17 protein-coding genes and 1 pseudogene are annotated in these 20216 nt (G+C 45.8%); 15 read left to right on the forward strand and 3 right to left on the reverse strand.

Annotated features, from left to right (window positions below; genetic code table 11):
* Positions 1-2 precede the first annotated feature (2 nt).
* The 5 genes from metG (at position 3) to H6F77_RS02430 (ending at position 8078) form a co-directional block, all read left to right on the forward strand.
* Positions 3-1607: a methionine--tRNA ligase gene (metG, locus tag H6F77_RS02410; protein ID WP_190484989.1), complete on the forward strand. Its 1605-nt coding sequence runs from the start codon at positions 3-5 to the stop codon at positions 1605-1607.
* A 148-nt stretch (positions 1608-1755) separates the two neighbouring features.
* Complete coding sequence (locus tag H6F77_RS02415; protein ID WP_190484991.1) at positions 1756-2361, forward strand: LabA-like NYN domain-containing protein; 606 nt, start codon at positions 1756-1758, stop codon at positions 2359-2361.
* A 90-nt stretch (positions 2362-2451) separates the two neighbouring features.
* Positions 2452-4041, forward strand: a complete 1590-nt coding sequence (lptC, locus tag H6F77_RS02420; protein ID WP_190484994.1) for an LPS export ABC transporter periplasmic protein LptC — start codon at positions 2452-2454, stop codon at positions 4039-4041.
* Between the two features lie 90 nt (positions 4042-4131).
* Positions 4132-6378: a DUF4139 domain-containing protein gene (locus tag H6F77_RS02425; RefSeq protein ID WP_190484996.1), complete on the forward strand. Its 2247-nt coding sequence runs from the start codon at positions 4132-4134 to the stop codon at positions 6376-6378.
* Between the two features lie 125 nt (positions 6379-6503).
* Complete coding sequence (locus H6F77_RS02430) at positions 6504-8078, forward strand: mucoidy inhibitor MuiA family protein (RefSeq protein WP_190484998.1); 1575 nt, start codon at positions 6504-6506, stop codon at positions 8076-8078.
* Positions 8079-8124: 46 nt separating this feature from the next.
* Here the strand turns inward: H6F77_RS02430 and H6F77_RS02435 are convergent, their stop codons facing one another.
* Complete coding sequence (locus H6F77_RS02435; RefSeq protein WP_190485000.1) at positions 8125-9450, reverse strand: D-alanyl-D-alanine carboxypeptidase; 1326 nt, start codon at positions 9448-9450, stop codon at positions 8125-8127.
* Between the two features lie 207 nt (positions 9451-9657).
* Between H6F77_RS02435 and plsX the strand changes: the two genes are divergently transcribed.
* From plsX to H6F77_RS02470, 7 genes are all read left to right on the forward strand, one after another.
* On the forward strand, positions 9658-10689 hold the full coding sequence (plsX, locus tag H6F77_RS02440) for a phosphate acyltransferase PlsX (RefSeq protein ID WP_190485001.1): 1032 nt from the start codon (positions 9658-9660) through the stop codon (positions 10687-10689).
* The gene (locus H6F77_RS02445) at positions 10689-11690 is read left to right on the forward strand and encodes a beta-ketoacyl-ACP synthase III (protein ID WP_190485003.1); all 1002 of its coding nucleotides are present in this window, start codon (positions 10689-10691) and stop codon (positions 11688-11690) included. Before plsX ends, H6F77_RS02445 begins: the two co-directional genes overlap by 1 nt.
* Before the next feature lie 68 nt (positions 11691-11758).
* Positions 11759-12217 carry an EamA family transporter gene (locus H6F77_RS02450; RefSeq protein ID WP_190485005.1) on the forward strand — a complete coding sequence of 153 codons (459 nt, stop codon included), beginning with the start codon at positions 11759-11761 and terminating at the stop codon, positions 12215-12217.
* 1 nt (position 12218) lies between these two features.
* Positions 12219-13103: an ACP S-malonyltransferase gene (gene fabD, locus H6F77_RS02455; protein WP_190485007.1), complete on the forward strand. Its 885-nt coding sequence runs from the start codon at positions 12219-12221 to the stop codon at positions 13101-13103.
* Between the two features lie 115 nt (positions 13104-13218).
* Positions 13219-13857: a lysophospholipid acyltransferase family protein gene (locus tag H6F77_RS02460; RefSeq protein ID WP_190485009.1), complete on the forward strand. Its 639-nt coding sequence runs from the start codon at positions 13219-13221 to the stop codon at positions 13855-13857.
* A 142-nt stretch (positions 13858-13999) separates the two neighbouring features.
* On the forward strand, positions 14000-15037 hold the full coding sequence (locus H6F77_RS02465) for an AI-2E family transporter (protein ID WP_190485011.1): 1038 nt from the start codon (positions 14000-14002) through the stop codon (positions 15035-15037).
* A gap of 103 nt (positions 15038-15140) precedes the next feature.
* On the forward strand, positions 15141-15446 hold the full coding sequence (locus H6F77_RS02470) for a DUF2288 domain-containing protein (RefSeq protein ID WP_190485013.1): 306 nt from the start codon (positions 15141-15143) through the stop codon (positions 15444-15446).
* Here the strand turns inward: H6F77_RS02470 and H6F77_RS02475 are convergent.
* The gene (locus tag H6F77_RS02475) at positions 15432-15983 is read right to left on the reverse strand and encodes a YdcF family protein (RefSeq protein ID WP_242021850.1); all 552 of its coding nucleotides are present in this window, start codon (positions 15981-15983) and stop codon (positions 15432-15434) included. The two genes, H6F77_RS02470 and H6F77_RS02475, sit on opposite strands and share 15 nt — an antisense overlap.
* Positions 15984-16657: 674 nt before the next feature.
* On the reverse strand, positions 16658-17746 hold the full coding sequence (locus H6F77_RS02480) for a tocopherol cyclase family protein (protein ID WP_190485017.1): 1089 nt from the start codon (positions 17744-17746) through the stop codon (positions 16658-16660).
* Between the two features lie 119 nt (positions 17747-17865).
* Here H6F77_RS02480 and H6F77_RS28195 point away from each other — a divergent pair, with 119 nt between their 5' ends.
* The 3 genes and pseudogenes from H6F77_RS28195 to H6F77_RS02490 form a co-directional block, all read left to right on the forward strand.
* On the forward strand, positions 17866-17997 hold the full coding sequence (locus H6F77_RS28195) for a hypothetical protein (protein WP_255515681.1): 132 nt from the start codon (positions 17866-17868) through the stop codon (positions 17995-17997).
* 32 nt (positions 17998-18029) lie between these two features.
* The gene (locus tag H6F77_RS02485) at positions 18030-19877 is read left to right on the forward strand and encodes a serine/threonine-protein kinase (RefSeq protein ID WP_190485019.1); all 1848 of its coding nucleotides are present in this window, start codon (positions 18030-18032) and stop codon (positions 19875-19877) included.
* Positions 19878-20104: 227 nt separating this feature from the next.
* Positions 20105-20216: pseudogene (locus tag H6F77_RS02490) on the forward strand (photosystem II q(b) protein); the annotation flags it as partial.

The following is a 20216-nucleotide window of genomic DNA, read 5'->3' on the forward strand; positions in this document are numbered from 1 at the left end:
TTATGCCTTCTAGCGATACAAGTAAAAGCACATTTGCTCTTACAACACCTCTTTACTATGTAAATGATTTACCCCACATTGGCAGTGCATATACCACAATGGCTGCTGATGTCATTGCGCGGTTTGAGAGACTGCGCGGCAAATCTGTGCTGTTGATTACTGGCACAGACGAACACGGACAGAAGATTCAACGCACGGCGGAAAGCAACGGGCGCAGTCCACAGAGCTTTTGTGACGAAATCGCTGCTGGTTTCGATACGCTTTGGCAAAAGTTGAATATCCAGTACGATCGCTTTAGTCGCACCACATCCCCCCGCCATGAAGCCATAGTCAAGGAATTTTTCTATAGGGTATGGGACAAAGGCGACATCTACATGGGGCAGCAAAAAGGCTGGTACTGCGTCTCCTGCGAAGAATTTAAAGAAGAACGCGACTTGCTAGAAGGACACCACTGCCCGTTACACCCAAACAAAGAAGCCGAGTGGCGGGACGAGCAAAACTACTTCTTCCGGCTGTCGAAATACCAAAGTCAGCTAGAAGCCTTATATCAAGAACGATCGGATTTCATCCAGCCAGAAAGCCGCCGCAATGAAGTACTAAATTTTGTCAGCCAAGGGCTGCAAGATTTTTCTATTTCGAGGGTGAATCTAGACTGGGGCTTCCCCGTCCCAGTAGATCCGAAACATACCATTTATGTATGGTTTGACGCCCTACTGGGCTATGTGACAGCACTGCTAGATCCGGAAAGCGAACCGACGCTGGAGAATGCTTTATCAAAATGGTGGCCGATTGATTTGCACCTAATTGGCAAAGATATATTGCGCTTTCATGCAGTGTACTGGCCAGCGATGATGATGTCAGCTGGGCTACCGATTTCCGGGCGCATTTTCGGACACGGCTTTTTGACCAAAGATGGCAAAAAGATGGGGAAAACGTTGGGGAATACCCTAGATCCTGTAGAGTTGGTAAACCTCTATGGTGCAGATGCCATTAGGTACTACTTTCTGAAAGAAATTGAATTTGGGCAGGATGGGGATTTCAACGAAACGCGGTTTATCAATACGGTGAATGCAGACTTAGCAAATGACTTGGGGAACTTGCTCAACCGCACGTTGACAATGGTTAAGAAGTACTGCAAAGGCGTGCTTGATTGTTCGGGTGAAGACATTGGGGCAGATAACCCGCTAAAGTCGATAGGAGAGGGCATGGGCGATCGCGTGGCTGGAGCTTACGAATCCCTAGCCTTCAGCACCGCTTGCAATGACATATTCACCCTGATTCGAGCCTGCAATAAATTCATCGACGACCAAGCACCTTGGACTTTATATAAACAGAACCAACAACAAGCCGTCGAACAAGTGCTTTACGCAGTTTTAGAATCAGTTAGACTAGCAGCTTACCTGCTATCACCGATAGTTCCTACCATTAGTAGTGACATTTACCAGCAACTGGGCTTTTCAATTAATTTTAATGACAAAAACCCGATAAACGATCCCCTTCTGTTTAAATCCCACGCAGTTTGGGGAACACTAAAAGCAAAACAAGCCTTTGGCGATCCCAAACCTGTTTTTGCCAAACTGAACCCGCCCGCGTCTGGTTCATCCTAGCCGGGACAGTCTCTAGGTAGGTTGGCAGAGAAACCTTCTAGAATCCGGTAGAGTCTCATCTACTGGAAAGAAGATGAAAACTGCCATTCAACCAGATAAAACCTAAAAACCAATCAATTTTTTGATAACAAATAGAGGCATAACAACCATGTTGAACCATTTCAAAAGCGATCCCGTATTTACACCAGAGCAAGTTTTAGAAAATCGCGGTAGAGTAGCCATTTTTATCGATGGATCAAATTTGTTTTATGCTGCATTGCAGCTAGGGATAGAAATTGACTACACTAAGCTGCTATGCCGTTTAACAGCTGGTTCGCGGCTGCTGCGCTCTTTCTTCTATACGGGAGTTGACCGCACAAACGAAAAGCAACAGGGCTTTTTGCTGTGGATGCGCCGCAACGGATACCGCGTAATTGCGAAAGATTTAGTGCAGTTACCAGATGGTTCTAAAAAAGCCAACTTAGATGTAGAAATTGCCGTTGATATGATGGCTCTAGTGGGTTCTTATGACACGGCTGTTCTTGTCAGCGGCGATGGCGATTTAGCCTATGCCGTAGACGCTGTTAGCTATCGTGGCGTGCGTGTCGAAGTCGTAAGCCTGCGCTCTATGACTAGCGACAGTTTAATTAACGTGTCAGATCGATATATCGACCTTGACGGTATCAAGGAAGATATCCAAAAAACGTCACGTCAAAGCTACACCTACCGCCCGCTATCGGGTATTGGCATGATGGATGAACAGGAAGATCAATAGCAGAGGAGCAGGCTAATTTTGTCTAAAAGCTCCGGAATTGGGTCTAAACGACAGGACTAAAGGAGCAGTAGAAGTGACAAAGGTAAAAAAATGTTCTTTTGGAACATTTGCCTAAACGTAGCGATAGGTAAGGTCAAAATTAAAAACAAAAAGGCAAAAATAGTTTTATCTTCTGCATTTTGCCTTTTTTGTTTTACCTTTTTTAGCAGTTGTGGCGGTCAAAACAACGCGCAAAAAAAGGGTCAACAAGATAAGGTTGCGACATCGTTAGATACTAGCTTGGTGTTTAATGATGTAACTTTAGATCAAGCAGATGCACAGGGGCGTCCTGTGTGGAAAGTGAAGGCAAAGCAGGCAAACTACAGTAGCGATAAAAAAACTGCTGTTATTAACAATCCAACTGGAGACTTGTTCCAAGATGGAAAGTTAGTGATGCAGGTTACTGCGGCGAGTGGTGAAGTTCAGCAAGATGGCCAACAGGTATTTTTGAAAGGTCAAGTTACAGCTACCGATCCGCGTAATGGTGCTGTATTAAAGGGAGATGAATTAGAGTGGTTTCCTAAAAAAGATTTGTTGATTGTCCGCAATAATGTGAGGGGAAGCCACCCACAATTACAAACTGAGGCGAAAGAGGGGCGATATTTCAGCCGCGCACAACAGCTAGAATTATTGGGTCAAATTGTGGCGACAACAAATGACCCGGCTCTTTTGGAGAAAACAATAGGAAAGACACAGGAGGGAGGAACTCCCCAAGCATCGCCCTCTCCTTCAGCATCGCCAATTCCGCCTGGTGAAGTTGTAACTTTACAAATGAGGACTGAGCATTTGGTATGGCAGATTCCGCAGAAGATGGCGATCGCGGATAGTCGCATCCAGATTGACCGCTATAAAGGTAAAGCTATGACGGCTCAGGTTGTCGCAGACAAGTCTGAGGTAAACCTAGAAACAAGGACTGCGGTGCTTAAGCAAAATGTCGATTTGACATCGCTAGATCCACCCATCCAAATTGCCAGTAATTTAGTTGTGTGGAACTTAAATACAGAAATCGTGGTGTCAGATCAGCCAGTGAAGCTTGTACATCGGGTGCAAAACGTGACGGTAACAGGGAATCGCTCTCAAGTAGATTTGCAGCGAAAAGTTGCTTTTGTGACTGGCGGGGTTCAGGGTGTTGTTGCTAAGAATCAATCTAAGATTTATGCGAATCAACTAACGTGGGAGATGCCGAATCAGGTAGCTCAAGCGGAAGGAAATGCGATTTATCAACAGGTACAGCCGCCCGTGCAGATGTTTGGTAATAAAGTTAACTGGAATTACAACAACCAAATGGTGATTTCCGAACAGCCTGTGAGGATTGTAGATTTAAAAGAGCAAGTTACAGTAACGGGCGATCGCGCTCAATTAGATGTGGAAAAACAAATTGCTGTTGTTAACGGCAACGCACAGGGTTCAGCTACTAGAAATCAAGCCAAACTATTTGCAAATCAGTTAAGGTGGAATATTGCTACGCAGCAAGTGCAGGCAGATGGCAATGTTAATTATCGACAAGTCGATCCACCTTTGAATTTAAAAGGTCCGGCTGCATTTGGCAAACTACAAGATCAAACAGTTGTCGTTACTGGCAACACTGGTGACAGGGTGGTAACGGAGATTATTCCTAGCCCTTTGCCTAACAATAGATAACTGCGCTGCCCTCACACTAATATAAATTCAGGGGCTATTTACCAGCGGCATAACATAACAAAAACCTTTAGCTAATAGTTGTAGATAATTATGGCAATTGCACAACTTAATTCTAAAATTGAGGCTGCTAAAATATATTCTGCGGGTGCAACTATTACCCGTATTGCTGAGTTAAATATCACAGCAAATGAAGCACCAGAATATATTGAAATAGCTGGATTACCTTTAGCTCTGGATGATAGCAGTGTTAGGGTGAGGGTTGAAGGTGGTGGGGGAAATGCACCGATTGCTGCGGATGTTCGCATTGGTTTAGCAGTTCCTCCACGCGGGGAGACACCCAACCCGCCGCCTGATGAAGAACTGCGTGCGGCGACAGCGGAGGTAAGACAAATTGAGGATGCGATCGCTCTCATCGACAACGAAATAAACGTTTTATCTCACTTGGACGTCCCGGATCGTCCCGATGGCGAACCTGGGAAAGCACCACCCCCTTCGCCAATGGGCGCTAGACTGGCGCTGGCTAATTTTAGCGACGAACAAATCCGCGCCCGAATTAAGGAAAAACGCGAAACTTTAGAAAAGTTGCGTAAGGCTAAAGAACATCTTGCCGATTTGCAAGAAAAACAGGCGCGTGCTTCGACTGCTACAGAAGTTAGACCAAACGAACTCCGCAAAACTGTAGTTGTCAGTTTGAGTTATGGAAATACGCCAACTTCAGAGCAAACCTCAAGGTTAGTTGTAGAGTATTTTGTCCCCGGAGCGCGTTGGACGCCGACTTATGTTTGTCGTTTAAATAGTGCAGAATCTAGCGCAAGTATTGCAGTTAGAGCATTAATTTGTCAGCGCACGGGTGAGGATTGGTCGGGTGTACGTTTAGAACTTTCTACAGCAGAACCGATGGCTTGGTGTGCGTTACCAGAGTTACCATCGTTGCGAATTGGACGCGCTCAACCTGTGGTTAAAAAGTCGGGTTGGCGAAGACCTCCAATTGGTGCAGAGATATTATTTGAGGATTTTGATAGACAAAAAGAGGGAGCGATCGCGGCGGCGGATAAAAACAGAGATAACGACGATTTCTTTTCCCCTGAAGTGCCACCATTATTTAGTTTAAATGACACCAGAGAGGCATTCTTAAGCCCAGAGGTTGAAGAGATAAGTTTTACAGAATCTATCAAACCGTCTCCAAAACCTCCAAGGGCAGCGCAGACATTCGGGCAGGCATTCGGGCATCTAGAAAGGGATATAGTAACGCGATCGCCAAGAACGGTTAAGGATGAATTTGGCCAGTTGGAAGATCTTTTAGGAGGACTGCCCGCAGAACTTGCGGCAAATACACCAAGTCCATCGCCACAAATGAGCAAAGCTGTTTTTAGAGAGGAAGCTAGTTTAGGCTTACCAGAACCGCGAGGACAGCGCAGGCGACGCAGTAACATGGAGGAGGAATCGACAACTGATTTTCTTGCCTATAATCTAATGCGAATGGGTGATGCAAATGACCCATCTAAACGCGGTAAATTATCCATTGAGCAACGCCAAGAATTTTATTTAGAAATACTCCAACGCCAGCAAATTGTTGCAAATTTTGATATCATCGACGCGATCGAACGCGCAGTTGCTAACGCTGAAAAATGCATGAGATCACCGCTTCCTCCTGGTGGAATTAATGTGAGAAATGTGGCAGGTTCATTTGACTATGCTTACAGCGCTGATGGACGTATTGATGTCCCCTCAGATGGTCAATTTCATTCAGTAGCTTTGACTAGCAGCAGTGCAGAAGTAGATGTGCGCTATGTAGTCGTACCTCGCGAAGATACCAACGTCTTTAGAATTGCCCAACTACGCAACCCGCTACAAGCACCGCTACTAGCTGGGATGGCAGATGTTTACGTTGATGGCGAGTATATTTTATCTACTAATATTGCTACAGTTCCAGCTAAGGGACAGATGGAATTAGGTCTGGGAGTTGAACAAGCAATCAAAGTTGCCCGCAACACATTCTATGAGGAAGTTCGTTCCGGCGAAACTATCGTTTCTTTCAACGAATTGCGCCACAAAGTTCAAGTTGATATTAAGAACAATTTGCCAAGAGTTGCGCGAATTGAAGTAAGGGAAAGACTGCCAATTCCCTATGAGGGCGCTAAAGTCGATGTGCAGATAGATAGTGTCTTGCCAGGATGGGAAAAGTACGAGCAAGAGGAACGCAATGCGCCTATCAAGGGTGGTTATCGCTGGCGGGTGGAAGTGCCAGCTAAAGGCGATATAAACCTATCAGTTGATTATAAGATTAAAACTTTTGTCGATAGCGAGTTGATTGGTGGAAATCGACGCGAGGGATAATATTTTACCTGTTTCTAAGGTGTTAGTCTGGGAATGAGAAAGCATTAAGCAACCATAGTTTTATACTGTCGAACTGACAGCAAACTATAGGGTTCTTCGTTTAAAAAAATTAATAGGAGTAGACTATGCAAGCTCTTCAACAAGCTATCCAAAAACTAACTCTAGATGCGCCAGTTTCTTCAGTTACGCTGCTGGAAGATAGGGGACAGGTGCGGCGAATTGGTAAGATTAATTTAACTCAAGGGCTGTGGCGAATTACAGTTGATAAAGTTGCTCCCGTGCTTTCTGATAAGTCTCTGCGTGCGGAGTTTTGTGAAGAGTATCCAGGCGCACGCATTGATGATGTTCGCGTCCGTCGGATGATGTTGGTTAACGAAGAAGATAGACCGGATGAAATTAAAGCTGTAGAAATAGAACTGCGATCGCTCCTCAATTCTTTTAACAATATCACCGAAGACCGCCAGCATCTAGAAACTTCCTTCGAGCGGATAAATACTATCTTATATAAAGGTTTGCAAGAATTACCAACAGATGCTGTTTGGGGACAAATTGACCCCAGAAGTTGGCGAGAACAATTGTCTAGCTTATTTAAACAATTGCGAGATTTGCGTGCGGAAATATTGAGCCAATATTACACTCAAGAAAAACTCAGTGAGGAAATTAACGACTTAATTAATAGACTGCGTGCCTTGGAGCGCCCCGATATGGTCTATGCTGCCAGAATAGAGGCAGATTTAATGATTCCGCAAGCAGGAGAGTATGCGATCGCTTTCGATTATGTTGTTCCCGGCGCAATTTGGCGTCCGTATCATCAAGCACGTCTCCTGTTAGAAGAAAATCCTACCATCTCCTTTCGCGTCGATGGCTGTGTTTGGCAACGCACTGGAGAAGATTGGAAAGATGTAGATTTAATATTTTCCACAGCACGCGCCTCACTCGGTACAGAACCACCATTCCTAACAGATGACTTGGTAAACGTTAAAGAAAAATCTAAACAAATTGTCATTCAAAAGCGAGATCAAAATATTCAAACACCAGGACTGGGTGTAGATGAAACGCCCACAACTGTCGTTCTTCCCGGCGTTGATGATGGCGGCGAAGTTCGTAACTTAAGAGCATCTTCTAAAGCTACTATCCCCTCTGATGGTCGTCCTTATCGCGTTCCTATATTTTCTTTTGAATCTTCCGCCTCTGTTGAATATGTGTTAATGCCTGAATTATCTTGTCAGGTAGTTATTAAAAGTCAACAGACAAATACATCTAAATTTCCCGTCCTAGCAGGCCCAGTGGATTTAGTGAGAACCTCTGGATTTGTAGGTAGAACATCGGTGTTATTCATTGCACCTGGGGAAAAATTTGCTCTAGGATGGGGGTCAGACGGAGCGATGCGCGTGCAACGCACGCAAACCGAGAAGCAAGAACAGGATTATCTTACTAAGTGGAATATCCTAACAATGGAAGTAAAGTTGTTTTTATCTAATATTGGGGGAGAACCGAGAGAGATTAAAACTACCGAGCGAGTGCCAGTTTCAGAGTTAGAGCAAGTTAAGGTTGAAGTAATTTCAAATGAGACTAAAAATGGCGTTAAACCTGATGAGAATGGCTTTTGCAACTGGAATTTTACTTTAGACCCTTATTCTCAACTCCAAGCATCTCTCGTATATAAAATTTCAGCAGCACCGGAAGTGCAAGAGATGTGACGGCTCATGGTTCATTGGGCAATTGCTATGAACCATGAACCATTTTTCAAAATTTAGCTTGAAAGCCAGAAACTATCTTATTTCTATGGGTATCGCCCAGGACTTTAGCGCCGTCAGCTATAGCGCTACTGGGGGTAATAGCTGGTGGTGGAGTTTCTGCTACGCCCCAGCGCTTTAATAAATTTTGCAGAAGCACGTCTTGCTGCTGCCTAAAAGCTTCGACATCATTGCCACCGTTGATGATAGCAAACCAAACTAAGCCGCGATCGCGTGTTGGCATTACTCCTGCAAGGGCACTCACTGCATTGAGAGTTCCAGTTTTGATCACGGTACCGGTGGGAATTTTGCGAGCTAGCATAGTACCCCGGCGATCGCGTCCTGAAACAGGGAACATATCAGCAACACTCATCTGCTGGGAGTGTAAATGGTTTTGAATAGCCAGCAACATACCACAGGCAGCACGGGGAGAAATGCGATTTTCTACGCCCAATCCCGAACCATTTACCAACTGAATTTCCTCGTTAGGGACGCCAGCAGATTTAGCCGCGATTTGGGAGACCATCGATGCACCTCCTACAGATTTTGCCAGCATCTCAGCCATTTCGTTGTTGCTGTAGATGTTCATCTGCTTGATGATTTGAGTTAGGGACATCGACTTATGACGCACCAGCAAGATTTGTTTGGGTAAAGGCACCGAAGATACTCTGATACCGCCAGCAATAACAACTTGAGGCTTTGGCGTTTTTGGATACATAGCTGCGTATTGGACAGCAGTAAACCTCGGCCAGTATTTGTTATCTAATCCTTGCTTGAGCAACTGGCCGCTTAGGGTAGGGTTAGGCTGGTAGTTCATCGAAAAATCTCCGACAATGATCAAATTGCCGTTAACGCGGCGGATGCCCAAGCGGTTTAGGGCAGCAGAAAGAGCGATCGCTTCCTCCCAGACAAAAAATGGATCGCCACTACCCGTTACTACTAAATCTCCTTGCAAAACGCCATTTTTGATGGTTCCGGTCGTACCGATAAGGGTTTCAAATGCATGTGCTGGCCCCCAAGTTTCCAATGCAGCCAGTGTTGTGGCAATCTTTGTCAAAGATGCTGCTGGAACAGGAACCTTACCTTGGTGATTGGCTAACAGTGACTGTCCTGACTGCATCCATACCGCTTGATTTCCTGCCGCCATTCCTTTTGTTGACAATTGGCGCAAGTACTGATCCATAGTCTTTTCATCGGCTGGATCTGGTTCTGTGGGTAACGCCAATAAAGAAACACCCTGCCACTCCAGCAGGTCAGCAACATTCAATTGATTGGGCTTTATACCAGCCATGTCCAGCCATGCACCCATCAACCCCGAGCTAAAAAGTTCCAGCATCTTTTCCTTATTGGCGACAACTCACTTCAACGCAGTAATAATATCTCGGCAACCGTACCGTTTAAAGTCCGGAGTCCAGGATCCCCATTCCACCATTGCCAATACTTCATACTTGCTAACTTATGATTAATCAGCCAGATCGTTCGAGGTTTAATGTGGGGTGAAAACCTTCTGGTAAAATTTGTAAGGTTTCTATAACTTTGATCAATGGCATCGAATCGCGCACGGATCGCAATTGACGCTATGGGTGGCGACCACGCACCCGCCGAAATCGTCGCTGGAGCGCTTAGGGCACAGGCAGAACTAGATATCGACGTTTTGCTGGTGGGGGATAGGGAGCAAATTGAAGCATCTCTCAAACACCACACCAGTTCTCATAGCGTGGAAATCGTAGACTCGGAAGGTACGATTGAAATGCACGAGGAGCCGCTGAGTGGTCTAAGACGCAAGCCCAAGGCTTCGATCAACGTGGCAATGGACTTGGTGAAGCAAAACCGGGCGGATGCTGTTGTTTCAGCTGGTCATTCCGGGGCAGCAATGGCAGCTGGACTTTTACGGCTGGGTAGACTTCGGGGAATTGACAGACCTGCGATTGGTGCGGTTCTGCCTACAATAATGGCTAGTAAGTCCGTCCTGATTCTCGACGTAGGCGCGAATGTTGACTGCCGTCCCAAGTATTTGGAGCAGTTTGCTGTCATGGGAGCGATTTACAGCCAGTACGTGCTGGGTGTAGAAGACCCCAAAATTGGACTACTTAATATTGGAGAAGAAGCCTGTAAGGGCAACGATTTGGCGGTTCGCACTCACCAAAAGCTGCAAGAAAATCCGCAAATTACTTTCATTGGCAATGCTGAGGGTCGAGATGTCCTCTCAGGACGTTTTGATGTCATCGTTTGCGATGGCTTTGCGGGCAATGTCTTGTTGAAATTTGCAGAAGCAGTCGGCGAGGTGATGTTGCAAATCCTGAAAGAGGAGTTACCCCAAGGAATACGCGGACAAATGGGTACGGTGTTGCTGAAACCGAACCTAAAGCGGCTCAAGCAGCGGGTAGATCATGCGGAACATGGGGGGGGGTTGTTGTTGGGGGTTGATGGAATTTGCATTATAAGTCACGGTAGTTCGCAGGCTCCCTCGATTTTTAATGCGATTCGCATTGCTAAAGAAGCCTTTGATAACAAGGTTCTAGAGCGAATTCAGTCCCGTATCACTACCACTGCCCCAGCAACTGATGGAGACTAATGTTAAAAGAATTAGGGGTAGGCATTGCCATTACGGGGAGCGGTAGTGCGACACCGACAGTTTCCCTGGATAATCAAGGACTCTCGACTTTGGTGGAAACGTCGGATGAGTGGATAAGTTCGCGGACGGGGATTAAAGAGCGGCGACTGTCGTCAGTGCAGGAGTCACTGAGTGCGATCGCTACTCTTGCAGCTACCAATGCCCTCGATATGGCAGGTATTGCCGCAACAGATGTGGATCTCATTATCCTTGCCACCTCCACACCCGATGACCTGTTTGGCACTGCCTGTAGAATTCAGGCACAGCTAGGCGCGTCTAAAGCCGTCGCCTTCGACATGACAGCAGCTTGCTCCGGCTTTGTCTTCGGACTCGTCACGGCTGCTCAGTTCATTCGTACTGGCGTTTATCAAAACGTCTTGGTGATTGGGGCTGATATACTGTCGCGTTGGGTAGATTGGGCAGACAGACGCAGCTGCGTGTTGTTTGGGGATGGTGCAGGTGCGGTTGTCATGCAGGCTCACCAGAGCGATCGCCTCCTGGGATTTGAAATCCGCAGCGATGGCACGCAGAATAATGCTCTCAACTTAGCTTATCAACCACAACCCAAAGAAATAGTCTCTGGCGTTACCATTGGCCAAGGTACTTACCAGCCCATAACCATGAACGGCAAAGAAGTTTATCGCTTCGCCGTCCAAAAAGTCCCAGAAGTCATCGAAAAAGTTCTATTTAGAGCCAACCTCAGCATCGACCAAGTAGATTGGCTGGTGCTGCACCAAGCCAATCAGCGCATTCTCGACGCCGTTGGCGAACGCCTGAATATTCCCGCCCACAAAGTCATCAGTAATATCGCCAAATATGGCAACACCTCCGCCGCTTCCATCCCCTTAGCTCTAGATGAAGCCGTGCGCGAAGGCAAAATTAAAACCGGAGACACTATCGCCACTTCTGGGTTTGGTGCTGGACTTACCTGGGGCGCTGCAATTTTCCAATGGGGTAGATAAACGGATTTGGGATTTTAGATTGAATCTAAAATCTAAAATTTAAAGCCTACCCTCTTGGAGCTTTTATTATGCTTGGATACCTGTTAATAATTGCTGGTAATGCTTCTTTGGCAATAGGCATTTTATTCATCCGGCTGCTAACAAACCCAAAAGATGGTAGCAATCAATTAAACCCATTTTTTGTAACTTCCTTAGTTGCTGTATCTGGTGCAATTATCTTGTCACCAATACTTTTCTCGCATACAGGAGAACTAATAGATTTACTCAGGCATCAAAAAATCAAAGTAGTTCACGCAGTTTTGGCAGGCTTATTCTACATTGCAATGGGAGAGCTATTATTCAATATTGGCTTAAGTAAATTAGACGAGAATGCCTTATCTCAATCGGGTTTACTAGCCTTAAGCTTTCCCATCTTTGCCGGATTAGCAGGATATATCTTTTTCAAAGAGACCATAAATATAGTAAGATTTTCTATTGCTTTTATATTAATGGCCGCTGGTTTCTTAGTGTTCGTTTCAGGTAAATAAAATGACCAAAACTGCATGGGTGTTTCCGGGACAAGGTTCCCAAGCAATCGGCATGGGAGGAGATTTAGTAGACTTGCCAGCGGGTTCAGCTAAATTTGCACAAGCACAACAAATTCTCGGATGGTCTGTTCCAGAAATTTGCCAAAGCCAGGAAGACAAATTATCTAGCACGCTCTACACTCAGCCTTGTTTATATGTTGTAGAAACAATTCTGGTTGATATGATGCTTGAAAAAGGGCACCAACCAGACTTAGTTGCAGGGCACAGTCTGGGAGAATATGTCGCCTTGTATGCAGCAGGTGTATTTGACTTTGAAACCGGATTGCGATTAGTTAAGCGTCGTGCAGAATTGATGGACAGCGCCGCTGGTGGCATGATGGCAGCGTTGATGGGGTTTGACCGCGAACAGCTAGAGCAAAAAATCCAGCAGACCCCTGACGTTGTGCTAGCCAACGATAACAATCCCGGACAAGTTGTAATTTCTGGAACACCCGAAGCTGTGGAATCGGTGTTAGCTGGAATAAAAGTAAAACGAGCCGTACCCTTAAAAGTATCAGGAGCTTTCCATTCGCCTTTAATGGCATCAGCGGCGGCAGACTTTCAGCAGATATTAAAGTCTGTGGAATTTAACTCAGCTAAAGTACCAGTGTTGTCCAATGTAGACCCAACTCCAGTAGTAGAGGCTGATGTTTTGAAAGAGCGTCTCAGCCGACAGATGACTGGTTCGGTGCGATGGCGAGAAATTTCTCTACAATTGCCCCTCGAAGGGGTTTCGCGGGTCGTAGAAATTGGCCCCGGTAATGTTCTCACTGGCTTAATAAAACGCACCTGCTCGGATTTAGTACTAGAAAATGTTAGTAGCGCCGCCCAAGTGCCAGCATCATAATTAACCTGTTTGTAGAATACGCCAATACACGCAGATAAAAAACAAAGGCTGATAGTGGTGCGGAAGTTTTGGCCTGCGGTTTATCTGCGCTTTCAATTAAGAGCAATTATCGTCTATGCCCAGAAACCGCGAACCTGCTGTTAGTTTAATGCTGTACCACGCTTTTAAGTGGTCAGTTGTCGCCCCTATGCTTAATGTTTACTTTCGGGGGCGCATCTACGGGGTAGAAAACGTACCCCAACAAGGGCCACTTGTGGTGGTTAGCAATCACGCTAGTGACTTCGACCCACTGATTTTGTCCTCTTGCGTAGGTCGTCCAGTCGCTTACATGGCTAAGGAAGAGCTGTTCCGCGTCCCAATTTTAAAGCAAGGGATTCAGTTGTATGGTGCTTATCCGGTGAAGCGGGGTTCCGCTGACCGAAGTGCTATTCGTGCAGCGCTGGCTTGCTTGGATGCTGGTTGGGCTGCTGGTATCTTCTTGCAGGGAACGAGAACGCCAGATGCCAGGATTACGGAACCCAAACTGGGTGCAGCGCTAATTGCTGCCAAGGCGAAAGCACCGCTACTACCTGTAAGCTTGTGGGGAACTGAGGGAATTATCCGCAAAGGGTCGGCGATTCCGCGACCAGTTGCGCTGACTGTGAGGATTGGCGAGGTGATTGATGCTCCCAGTTCTACAGATCGTTTGGAATTGGAGGCGGTGACACAAAAGTGCGCTGAGGTAATTAATGGTATGCACGATTTGGGGCGTTGAAACAAGTTAGACCGGAGGGGGGAGGTAATTATAAGGGGTAAAAGTTAATAGTTAAAAATGAGGAATGAGGAGTTATTAATTTAAAACTCAAACCTCAAAACTTATAACTATACAATTCCCCTTTACCAATTACGCAGCCCCAATGGCTCAAATTGAAACAAAGAATTTCTGGACGCAACTGAATAATTTGGTGCTAATTCGCTTTTTGCTACTGTTTGCGTGTGGCTGGGCGGCAATTAGGCTTTTAGAGTATTTTGAAGCAGTCATTGTTATTTTTACCTTTGCTGCAATTGTAGCTTTTTTACTTAGCTATCCGGTACGATGGCTAACTCGTTTTTTACCTCGCGGTTTAGCAGTTAGTGTAGTATTTTTGTTGAGTTTAATTGTAATTGCTGCGATCGCTCTCACTCTAGGTCTAACAGTTCTATCTCAAGCTCAACAATTAGCAGACAGCATAGGTGCTTTTCTAAAATCTGTAACACCCCTAGTTCAAAAAATAGAACTTTATCTTCGTTCCCGTAATCTTCAAGTAAACCTTAGTGCGGTTCAGGAGTCATTAAGTACCCAAGCTGTAGCAGGAGTGGTTTCTAGCTTAGCCATTTTTCAAGCAATTTTCACCAACTTCGTTTACTTTATATTGATTGCAGTAGTCTCTTGTTTTATGCTGCTAGATGGTGAAAGACTCTGGGACTTAATGCTTAAAATTGTACCTTTAAATCTGCGTAAACGCTTTTCAGCTACGATTAGGCGCAAGTTTCTAGGATTTTTTAGAGGACAGCTTATATTAACGTTATTTCTATTTGCTTTGACTTTTGTGGCATTCTTAATATTGCAAGTGCCGTTTGCTTTACTATTAGCAGTTATCGCTGGATTATTCGATTTAATTCCTGGCATTGGCGCAACATTAGCAGTGGCTATAATATTTTCAATCGTGCTATCTCAAAATGTGTGGCTAGCATTTAAAGTACTGGCAATTTGTATTATTATTCAGCAGATACAAGACAATTTGATTGCACCTCGCGTTATGCAAAATGCGCTAAATCTCAATCCTGTTGTGGTCTTCTTTGCGCTGTTAGTAGGCGCTAAAGTAGCAGGATTGCTAGGCGTTTTTATATCTATTCCTACCGCAGGTGTAATAGTAAGTATGTTGGAAATTGATGAAATGAAAGGAGACACGTAGAAAGGCGGAGAGCAGTAGAAAAATTAATAACGAATATTAAGAGGGATTTGAGATCGTTAAAGTTAAGTAAAATAATTTGTAAGCGAATAGAAGTTTAGAAACAATGCAGGATTTAAGGTCAGAATTAGCAGAAATACTTGATGAAGCTGAGTGGGAGTGGCTTGAGCCGCACGTTAAGCGGGATGTAGTGGTAGTTGTAGACAAAAACTTGGACTTGCTGGATGTAGGGGTAGCGATCGCTAGTGACAATACCTCCTGTGTGCAGCACTGGATTGGCGAACAACTAATCCAAAAACCATCGCCAACGCAAATGCAAAACTGGAGTAGCGATCGCGCCAAACGATTCAACGCGCTAATCGTACAACCATACGTTCTCGTGCAAGAACTAGCAGCGTCAATTACTCCCTGATCCTGTCTGACGCTTGACAAGGGTGGCTCCTGTATAACCAGTAGCCACCCAAACTATAGCTCTGCCTCCATCTCGGACAGATTTTTCCACTGGTTCAGATGGATTCTTAGTAGGAACCGATACAGATTTAATACTAATTCCCCGACTGCCCAAAACAATCTCGCCAATCACCCGCGCACGACGCATATGGTAGTCCGAGGTAATCAAATAAATGCTGTCGATCCCCTCAGCTTGCAATTCATCCACTAAGGTTGTGAAGTTTGTAACCGTATCGACAGCCTGATAGTCCAAACGTACCCGACGCGAAGCGATCCCAGCTTTGGCAAAAACCCGTTCAGTGTGGATCTTATCCTTGATTAAGCCACCACCAGAAACCCAAATAGGCATATCTGGGTGCTGACGCGCAAGTTCAGCAGCAAACTTCTCTCGCTCCAAACCAGGCCCCGATCCGCCCAAAACTAATACCGCCTCTGGTTTGGCAAAATAGCTCTCCAGTTGCCTATAACCAACCAGAGCCAACAGCGCCGCCACTGGCATCAGCCACAAAAACAACTTAATTCGAGGGGGCGAAGTTCTTGGAAACGCATAAGATCGCCTGCTCGTAGATATTTTAAAGACCATGAACAATTACGCTATCTGCTATCGACTATCGCCTCTCGACAATTGGCTCGTCCAGATTCAAACACTGTAGATAAAAAGACTGTAAATTCTGGAAAAATGTGTTGTCCAAAATCTCAAGTCCTAAGTCTCAAGTCACAAATCAAGAGTCTTAAATCAAGAGTCTATATGAGATTATCAGAGGACGGGACTGGGCGGGCTCGAACCGCCGACCTAGCGCTTCAGATTTGTGTGAGTTTCCCCACTCTCTGGACTATATCTTCACCATAGGCTTGAAGCCGTTAGGTGGTGGCCGTTTAGTCTCTCGACCTTCCTGACTCGAACTTTATAATTTAAATCAAGTTTCGAGTCAAGCTTGGTTCGGTATTCCCTTGGATTCTCAGCAACAATATTGATACTATCGTTACTTTTTTGTATCAACCATCACCTAATTGGTAGAGGGTGGTTGTCCGAGTCTTTAGGGTTCACCGAGTTTGACCACATTCACTCATAAAGTTTCCTTTATGGTGCCCGATATTTCAGGAGGCGCTCGCTCTATCCATCTGAGCTACAACCCCAATTCATAATCGATCATAACAGTTGATCGATGCTTGTTACTCATTCTGGTTGACTGAGTGCCAAGTTTCTTCCCAAGGCCCGCCCCCTGTTTCTAATCCACAGAGAAAACTATGTGCTTTCAGGATAAGTTGCGATTTTCCCTGGGTTAATTCTCGCAGTTCTAGGTTAAGCTGACCGCGCATCGTGTCCCGACAGCAGAAAATTAACCCGTTTTCTGTAGGCGCACGTAAGGGAGTGCCTGGTTGGTCGGTTGTACCTGTAAGTTCAATCTCAAACTGTGAATTTTTAGCTTGCATCTGCCATCTACCCCAAGGCTGAATATGCCATTGAACTTGTGAATTCCAGGGCACGAATTCATAGAATTTACCGCGATAGTGCAGCCCGATCATGGCAACAGATTCCATCCACCACAGCACGCCGCGCCTACCGCCACCTGCGGTTAAGGCGATGTCGGGTTCGCCTTCAAACAAATTGCAGTTAAGCCAGAACCATTTTTGGGGGAAGGAACCGCCCCAGTTTTTTTCACCGTAAGCAGGGGCGTTGGTGAATTCATAGCGTTTGCCATTCCACTCAATCCAGCCCGTAGCCAGACCGTGCGCCATCAAAATCTGCCATCCAGGTTCAAATATTTGCAAAGAAGATAGCCAGCCTGCGGTAGATTGCTGTGGGGCGTCCTGGTTGCCCCAGCCGTAGACTGGTTTAATTTCATAATGCCAGCGACAATAGCGATCGCTCCCCGGATCGCGCAGAACCCCCTGATTTAATGTGGCTGTAGCCTGATACCCCTCTTGGACATAGCGATCGAACTCAGCCGGGATGAGGTATATCGGTTCAGCGGGTAGCTCTGTTTTGCCCCAATGACCGAACCCCAAGACATCCCGCGACGCCCAGAAACCCTTGACATTCGGGAAAGTGCGCCACAGATATTCATCATCGGGGCCGAGAATTTGTGCCGCGCCGCCGCTGTGTGGTTTCTGGCCAATGGGGTCTTCGATTGAGTACATGAAGGCGAATGTTTGCCCGCAATCGGGCAAAGTAACGCGGTAATACCACCCTTCAAAGAAGCGGCGGCTACTACCATCCCAGTGATAGCCGCTGTGGGGAGTTTGTAGAGAATTTACCATTTTAGATTTTAGGTTTTGGATTGAAAAACTTTGACAAACAAGTAGTTTCAAAAATTTATTTGTTTGCCAGCATTAGGCTAAATGCTATCAACCAAGTGACTTTTTACCCAGTATGAGCGATGGATCGCCCTAGCGCTAGCGCCTGCATTGCAGTTGAGGCGATCTCTATAGCTATCCGGCTGTGGCATTTGGGCGACGAAGAGAGGAAAAAGGCGATCGCGTTCTCAACTGTTCAATTTTGGGAATACTAACCATAGCGTCGATCGGCTGAGTTGTTCCCCCTATGAGCTACTGCCTCAATCCTTATTGCCATAAGCCCGCCAGCAACGCGACGGGCACAAAATTTTGCCAAAATTGCGGTTCAAAGTTGCTGCTTAAAGACCGTTACCGCGCTATCAAACACATTGGACACGGTAGAACCTTCTTAGCAGTCGATGAAGAGGCGCCATCGAAGTCCTCGTGCGTCATCAAGCAATTTCTGCTAATAGAGAAGCGATTTATCATATCGTCTGGAGACAATAACAAGGCCGATATAGCACTAGAGAGGCTGGAAGCCTTAAGCAAACACCCCCAGATTCCTCAACTGCTGGCGCATTTTGAGCAGGATAATTTGCAATATTTGGTACTAGAGTTTATTGAGGGAAAAGATTTAGCCCAACTATTGCAAGCAGAAGGCGCGTTTAGTGAAACGCAAATTCGACACTTGCTTAACAGTTTACTTCCCGTGCTTGATTTCATCCACGAGCGCAACGTTATTCACGGGGATATCAAGCCGGAAAACATCATTTGTCGCCCTGACGGGGAGTTGATTTTAGTTGATTTTGCAGCGGCTAAATTTGCGACAAGAATTCTACTTGAAAAAACAAGAGCCTCCGTTGGCAACCACGAATATATCGCTCCCGAACAGGGGAAAGGTAAAGTTTTTTTTGCCAGCGATTTGTACAGTTTGGGGGTGATATGCATCCATTTGTTGACATTGGTTTCTCCCTTTGAACTATTTGATGTAGGCGAGGATGCCTGGGTGTGGCGGGATTATTTAATCAATAATCAGGTGAGTGACGAACTGGGGGATATCATGGATAAGCTGCTGCAAAATGCTACAAAGCGGCGCTATAAATCGGCAACTGAGGTACTCCAAGACCTCAACTGCGAACACAAGAAAAATTTCCAGTATTTACAAGCAACCTCGGCGATCGCCCCTACATCAAAACCTCTACTTCCGGCTTGGAGATGTACAGATACTCTCGCCGATCATGCTGAATTAGTTAACTCCATCGTCATTAGCCCAGATGGTCAAATCTTGGCTAGCGGTAGTTCAGATAAGACGATCAAGATTTGGCATTTGCCTACGCGCACATTACTCCGCACCCTCGATGGTCATACAGATTGGGTTAATTCTGTCGCTATTAGCTCGGATGGGCAGATTCTTGTCAGCGGCAGCTATGACAAAACTATCAAGTTGTGGGATGTTGGTACGGGTAGGGAACTGGCGAGTCTGGCTGGTCATACAGACTGGGTTGATGCGATCGCTATTAGCCCCGATGGGCAGATTGTTGCCAGCGGCAGCTATGACAACACCATCAAGCTGTGGGATGTTGTTAGGGGTAGGGAACTGACTACCCTCATTGGGCATAAAAGCTGGGTTTGTGCTGTTGCCATCAGTCCTAACAGCAGCCAGCCTTTATTAGCCAGCGGCAGTTTCGACAACACTATTAAGCTGTGGGATTTGGGCACGGGCAAGGAAATTTGCACCCTCACGGGGCATTTAGACACCGTTTTGTCTGTCGCTATTAGCCCTGATGGGCAGATTTTAGCTAGCGGCAGTGCTGACAGCACCATCAAGCTGTGGGATTTGAGTACGAGCAAGGAAATTTGTACGCTTGCGGGAAATTCAGGTTGGATTTGGTTCGTCAACTTTAGCCCGGACGGGCGTACTTTAGCTACTGGCAGCGGCAACAATACTATCAAGCTGTGGCAGGTGGATACAGCCAAGGAAATCTGCGCGATCGCAGGACATTCAAAAGAAGTTTTTTCTGTTGCTTATGCACCAGATGGACAGACTCTAGCCAGTGGCAGCGATGACTGCACCATCAAGATCTGGCGGGTAGTCCCTAACACAAGAGTGGGATAGCGATCGCTAACAAAGCTCTCATAGCACTATTCTTTCCTTCTGTTGCTTGTTCAGATTAAGCAGCTTCAGCCGTAACCGTCTGCTGGCCACCTCAACATAAGTCACCTTTATGGCTTATATAAAAAAACCTATTGTTACAAACTCTTTACAAAGATTAACAATCGGATTAGATTAGGTATATCGACTCAATCATTCATCTTTAAACCGAGTCACGAAATCATAAAACAATGACCACAACCATTCAACAGCGCCAAAGCGCTAACGCTTGGGAACGGTTCTGCAACTGGGTAACATCAACCGACAACCGCCTATACATCGGCTGGTTCGGCGTACTGATGA

Origin of the sequence: Microcoleus sp. FACHB-831 (assembly GCF_014695585.1) — a bacterium.
Classification (GTDB): domain Bacteria; phylum Cyanobacteriota; class Cyanobacteriia; order Cyanobacteriales; family FACHB-T130; genus FACHB-831.

Bases quoted from the DNA above. Each gene is read 5' to 3' on its own strand.
- metG (WP_190484989.1), top strand. From the start codon at position 3: ATGCCTTCTAGCGATACAAGTAAAAGCACATTTGCTCTTACAACACCT.
- H6F77_RS02415 (WP_190484991.1), top strand. From the start codon at position 1,756: ATGTTGAACCATTTCAAAAGCGATCCCGTATTTACACCAGAGCAAGTT.
- lptC (WP_190484994.1), top strand. From the start codon at position 2,452: ATGTTCTTTTGGAACATTTGCCTAAACGTAGCGATAGGTAAGGTCAAA.
- H6F77_RS02425 (WP_190484996.1), top strand. From the start codon at position 4,132: ATGGCAATTGCACAACTTAATTCTAAAATTGAGGCTGCTAAAATATAT.
- H6F77_RS02430 (WP_190484998.1), top strand. From the start codon at position 6,504: ATGCAAGCTCTTCAACAAGCTATCCAAAAACTAACTCTAGATGCGCCA.
- H6F77_RS02435 (WP_190485000.1), bottom strand. From the start codon at position 9,450: ATGCTGGAACTTTTTAGCTCGGGGTTGATGGGTGCATGGCTGGACATG.
- plsX (WP_190485001.1), top strand. From the start codon at position 9,658: ATGGCATCGAATCGCGCACGGATCGCAATTGACGCTATGGGTGGCGAC.
- H6F77_RS02445 (WP_190485003.1), top strand. From the start codon at position 10,689: ATGTTAAAAGAATTAGGGGTAGGCATTGCCATTACGGGGAGCGGTAGT.
- H6F77_RS02450 (WP_190485005.1), top strand. From the start codon at position 11,759: ATGCTTGGATACCTGTTAATAATTGCTGGTAATGCTTCTTTGGCAATA.
- fabD (WP_190485007.1), top strand. From the start codon at position 12,219: ATGACCAAAACTGCATGGGTGTTTCCGGGACAAGGTTCCCAAGCAATC.
- H6F77_RS02460 (WP_190485009.1), top strand. From the start codon at position 13,219: ATGCCCAGAAACCGCGAACCTGCTGTTAGTTTAATGCTGTACCACGCT.
- H6F77_RS02465 (WP_190485011.1), top strand. From the start codon at position 14,000: ATGGCTCAAATTGAAACAAAGAATTTCTGGACGCAACTGAATAATTTG.
- H6F77_RS02470 (WP_190485013.1), top strand. From the start codon at position 15,141: ATGCAGGATTTAAGGTCAGAATTAGCAGAAATACTTGATGAAGCTGAG.
- H6F77_RS02475 (WP_242021850.1), bottom strand. From the start codon at position 15,983: ATGCCAGTGGCGGCGCTGTTGGCTCTGGTTGGTTATAGGCAACTGGAG.
- H6F77_RS02480 (WP_190485017.1), bottom strand. From the start codon at position 17,746: ATGGTAAATTCTCTACAAACTCCCCACAGCGGCTATCACTGGGATGGT.
- H6F77_RS28195 (WP_255515681.1), top strand. From the start codon at position 17,866: ATGGATCGCCCTAGCGCTAGCGCCTGCATTGCAGTTGAGGCGATCTCT.
- H6F77_RS02485 (WP_190485019.1), top strand. From the start codon at position 18,030: ATGAGCTACTGCCTCAATCCTTATTGCCATAAGCCCGCCAGCAACGCG.